General features: G+C 44.6%; 5 protein-coding genes, 1 tRNA gene and 1 pseudogene. 3 read left to right on the forward strand and 4 right to left on the reverse strand.

Features of this window, described 5'->3' with window-relative positions:
• Positions 1–310, forward strand: a pseudogene (locus GX441_12275) (site-specific integrase).
• Between the two features lie 53 nt (positions 311–363).
• Here GX441_12275 and GX441_12280 read toward each other — a convergent pair.
• The 3 genes from GX441_12280 to GX441_12290 form a co-directional block, all read right to left on the reverse strand.
• Positions 364–435 (reverse strand) — tRNA-Thr (locus GX441_12280).
• 13 nt (positions 436–448) lie between these two features.
• Positions 449–1,498 (reverse strand): site-specific integrase, encoded by a 1,050-nt coding sequence (locus GX441_12285; GenBank protein ID NLI99416.1) that lies wholly within the window; start codon positions 1,496–1,498, stop codon positions 449–451.
• Between the two features lie 565 nt (positions 1,499–2,063).
• Positions 2,064–2,354 carry a helix-turn-helix transcriptional regulator gene (locus tag GX441_12290; protein NLI99417.1) on the reverse strand — a complete coding sequence of 97 codons (291 nt, stop codon included), beginning with the start codon at positions 2,352–2,354 and terminating at the stop codon, positions 2,064–2,066.
• 180 nt (positions 2,355–2,534) lie between these two features.
• Here GX441_12290 and GX441_12295 point away from each other — a divergent pair, with 180 nt between their 5' ends.
• Both GX441_12295 and GX441_12300 read left to right on the forward strand, forming a co-directional pair.
• A complete protein-coding gene (locus GX441_12295) occupies positions 2,535–2,798 on the forward strand; it encodes a hypothetical protein (GenBank protein ID NLI99418.1) in 264 nt (87 codons plus the stop codon).
• Between the two features lie 322 nt (positions 2,799–3,120).
• Positions 3,121–3,786 (forward strand): hypothetical protein, encoded by a 666-nt coding sequence (locus GX441_12300; GenBank protein ID NLI99419.1) that lies wholly within the window; start codon positions 3,121–3,123, stop codon positions 3,784–3,786.
• A 443-nt stretch (positions 3,787–4,229) separates the two neighbouring features.
• On the opposite strand, the gene GX441_12305 is transcribed toward GX441_12300, so the two are convergent.
• Positions 4,230–4,550, reverse strand: a complete 321-nt coding sequence (locus GX441_12305; GenBank protein NLI99420.1) for a transposase — start codon at positions 4,548–4,550, stop codon at positions 4,230–4,232.
• Between the last annotated feature and the right edge of the window lie 15 nt (positions 4,551–4,565).

Genomic DNA, 4,565 nt, shown 5'->3' on the forward strand with positions numbered 1-4,565 from the left:
GACACAAACAAAGAACAACGAGAAGCGTTCCTTGCCGATTACGGATAGACTCTTTCAAGAGCTTTACGCCTTGTGGTCTATTCGTCAAAGCGATTACGTCTTTGAAAAACCGGACGGGACACGCTATGGTGATTGGAAAAAAAGCTTTGCTTCGGCGTGTAGACGAGCTGGGATTGATAACTTTCGATTCCATGACTTGAGGCACACGTTCGCATCGCACTTAAGATTGTTAGGGGTAGACCTCGGGACTATAAGGGAACTGCTCGGACATAAAAGTCTACAGATGACAATGCGGTACGCTCATATCTCGGACATTCAGAGATACGAGGCAGTGTCGCGGCTTGCTCACGGGACAAAGAAAAAAGCCGACGAGTGGATTCGAACCACCGACCTACGCTTTACGAAAGCGTTGCTCTACCACTGAGCTACGTCGGCAAACTTCATGAGTTCATAACTTGTTAGATTCAAAAACTGCCGTGTTCCCTTTGTGTGCCAGATTTGTGCCACCTTTATTTACCGCGTCAAGAAGGTGAGGGCGTGAGAGGTGAGAATAGCGCAGAGTCATCTTGATGTCCTTGTGGCCCAATAACTCCTGTACAGTGCGAATGTCAACGCCCGCCATCACGAGATAAGAGGCAAAGGTATGTCTCAGGTCGTGAAAGCGAAAATCGACGACTCCAGCACGGTTACAAGCGGTTTCAAAGGCCTTTCTCCAGTTACCGTATGGTCTGCCGTCAGGCTTGCGAAAGACAGTCTGCCCTTTGCGTTCTATGTTCAGCCTTTCGAGCACGGGCAGAAGCTTGTCGCTTATTGGAATCATCCTTTGCTCGTTATTCTTGGTTCGCATAAGCAGAATAGATCGTCTTTCAAAGTTGATGTCTTTCCATGTAAGCCCCATAAGCTCACCACGACGCATGCCTGTTTCAAGCGCAGTAAAGACTATCGCCCACAACATCGGGTTAGCAGAGCACTCAAAAAGTAGCCTGTCTCGCTCCTCACACGAAAGAAACCTGGTAGGAGGGGGAGGGGTTCTAAGGCGTTTAATCTGACGTGCAGGATTAGCTTTGATGTAGTTCCAGTCAACGGCCTTGTTCATCATGTGCTTGATGGTTTCCATGTCGCGGTTAGCCGTAGCAGGTGCAACCTTCAGCGAACGTTGAGTCTGAAATTGCTCAATATCCCTTGTCGTTATTTCTGAAAGCTTCATATCGCCAAAGGCAGGTAGAATCTGATTGAGCGATGTTTCGTCTCTTCTGAATGAGGATATTTTTTTATGGGCTTTCGAGTATTCCAAGTATTCATTGGCGTATGCAGCAAACGTTCGTGGTGCATCTGCCGGAATGCCTTGAGCCGTCTCGTTCTCGATGCGTCTTTGAATCTCTCCAACTTTTAATAGAGCCTGGGTCTTGTCGGTCTCTCCTGTAGAGAGCATCCGTCTTTTCCCATTGCGCGTGTACCTAACATACCAACGCCCGTTGGTATATCTGTATAGTTTCACGCTACGCGGAAGTATATTCGAGTCGGGTTCCAAGTCAAGATTTATGGGTAAAGCCCGTCCAGGCCTCTTTACAGGGCTTAGAGGGCACTTGCAGTCCTGGTTCCCTTTCTCGAATACGCTCAAGGCCTTTCTAGCGGCCTTAGTGAACGAAACCTCCAAGAGCGGCTATCTCCGTTGAAGTGTTTAGGGACAGAGAATGCTACTCCGTCCTTTCGCATTACCCCGACTCCACAGAGTAGAGTCAGTGCCAAAAGACCCTCAAGTCATTCAGACCCGATAGTCCATTTTCACTTCGTCTCTCAGTATTGACACTAGGGGACTCGTTTCGCCTAACCCTTAACTACATTATAATCAAGAACGACCTTTTGTCAAGTGCCTTGTTTTTCAACCACTTAGTCAAAATCGAGTTTCGGGTGAGTAATCTGAAATTTCCGAAAATTAATTTCCAAATTCCTGAAAATTAACTGAAAATACCCGTCAAAATACGATCAAATTACCCGCAAAAACCCAAAAAGAATTTACGAATTTATTTTTGAAGACAATCAACCTCGCAAGAGGATTCGGGCTATTCTACCGCTTTAGAAAGTTCATCAAGCAATAGCTTGATGATTTCGAGCTGACGTTTCGGCTGCTTTTTCAGCTGCTCGATTAAATCACCGGACAGAATTTCAACGTTTGCCTTGTGTTTTGGGGAAATAGTGAAGCCAAGAATTTCCGCAGGGGAGGTTTTAAAAGCTAATGCGATCCGATTCAAGGTAACAATGTGAAGATTCGCAATGCCGCATTCTATCCGGCTAATGTGTTTAAGGGTAAGATTAGCCTCCTCTGCTAATTTCTCCTGAGACCACTTCAACAATTTGCGTCTCCTCCGAATCTCCTCACCTACTTTCTTAAGAAAAACATCATCTGCTTTTGATATTAGTGAAGCATAGCGAAAAAACCCTAACGTTCTATGGCCTACAGATAGAATTTGCTATTGACAATTCTATCTACAAAGGTAAAATATGAGTTTAACCATAACCTAAAGGAGGTTGACGTGAAAAAAGCTTTAGCGTTTTTCGCAGTCCTTGCGGCTCTTTTACCTCTAACCCTGAAAGCCCAGGAGTTCACTGGGGACACCGCTTCCTCAGTTTACTGGGAACAAAAAGGATTAGAAGACGGAAGAAGTGGCTTAGCTTTCAAAACCATTGCCGCAGGCAGCGGCGGTTGCCTTCTCGGCTCAGTAGGCGGATTAGTTTTCTCCCCGCTCATTACAGGAGGGCTAGGCGGTTCGCTAGGTTGCTTGGAGGCTGGGGCTTAGGCAGCATTACCCAGCGAGAAGCAATGCCGCCCATTAGCAAAAGCCTTGTATTTCAAGAAGCCTACTCCCGCGGTTACAAGAAAGGCAAAGCTCAGTCAAATACAATAGCCCTCCTCGTAGGTGCAGGGACAACCGTTCTCGCTATTGTAGGGACAGCTTTAGTTTGGTCGCAATTGCAGCCGTATTGACATAAGGCACTAGCTTTGCCATAAAAAAATGCGCCGCGGAAAAAGGTGATTCCACCAATCTAACCGTCACTTTCTTTAACTTGAGAAAGGAAAAATCACTATTGACAAAGAATCACTTGGAGATATTATTGAATATGGATGAGATAAACATGTTGGCAGCTATAATAGCGGCAGCTGCGACAATTCTAGCGGCGCTTATAGGGATAATCATAACCATAAGGACAAACGCGAGGGGGCGTAGGGTTTCTTTATTTGAGTCTATTATGAGGAATATGGGATCAAGTTCACCAGAGGAGATTGCTGAATTTAGACGAGAATTAAAAAGACAATTCATCGTCAGAGATGCGGAAGGGAATTTTCAAGAGATTCGGAAGAAATCGGATATTAAAAAAGGGTATAAAGGGCTAAAGGATATTGTGCTTGGTTTATCTGCCAATTTTAACCGGGCTTGTGCTGTAACTGTTTCGGCGCTGGATGAGGAATTGACGATGAGCGTAATACATCTCCTCGGTGATGCTTTTATGGACTATTGGGCAATATGCTACGAGATACTGCGTGAAGAACAAAATAAGCGTAAGGACATTAATAATAGAATGTACTTTGAATTTATGGCTTACCTTTCATTCAAGATTCTGTCCAAAGAAAAAGAAAAGCGCATTCCTGAAACCATTGGATTATATGATGGTTCTAATACCTCTAATCCAAAAATAAGAGAGGATATGTTAAGACGGTTGGAATTGCTTAGAACCCTTCCTCCATTAAAATGTTTTGCGAAAAAAATGAGGAAATTTCTTGTCTAGTTCGCCTTAAGGGAAGTTATTCTTCAATAACTCAGAGGACTTTTGAAGCTATTTTAAGATATAAGGTCTTGCATAAATTAAGACCATTTGTCGCAAAAAGTCAGACACATTCGAGGTTAGACGCGATTGTTTTTGAGAATTTCCTTCTCTAAAGATTTAAGGGATTTTCTCTTCCTTGATTTTTTCTTGTAAAGGAAAGTGTAACCTGTTTTGACCTTTGCTTCAGTCTCAGCTAATTTATGGAACATATCCTGATCAAGATCATACAGTCTCTTGAAATCCTCCTCCGTCTTGTACGCGCCGCACCAACACTCGGTTGAAGTCCTAGATGATGTTAGAATTAGGTTTTTAGGAATTCCATCGTTGTTGATGTATGTGAATACTTTCTCTGTAGTGCGACCCATTTGTCAAGACAGATTTGAGGTAAAATGAGTTTAGAGGCTTCACATTGCTTCCTTGAGAACTTGCTGGGAGTAAAGGGCCTCGAACTCCTCCGGACTCCTGTATCCCAGGCTGCTGTGCACGTATAGCTTGTTGTAACCCACAACAAACCACGTATCGAGCTTCTCCTTCGCCTCCTGGAACGAGGCAAACTCGTCAAGCCACAAGACCTCCTCCTTGATGGTCCGCATCATCCGCTCAGTGTCAGCGTTGCCTTTTGGGTTGTTGTAGGACGTGAATACCTGCTCTATGCCCAGATCGGACATGTCTCTCATGAAGTTTAAGGAGGTAGGCTGCGACCCGTTGTCGCTTATGAGCTTCAATTCCCTGCCGCGAAC

Source organism: bacterium (assembly GCA_012517375.1).
Lineage (GTDB): Bacteria > Hydrothermota > Tepidihabitantia > B3-TA06 > B3-TA06 > JAAYVC01.

What these genes read in the sequence shown, in the direction of transcription:
- GX441_12300 (NLI99419.1), top strand. Translation starts at nt 3,121, where the DNA reads ATGGATGAGATAAACATGTTGGCAGCTATAATAGCGGCAGCTGCGACA.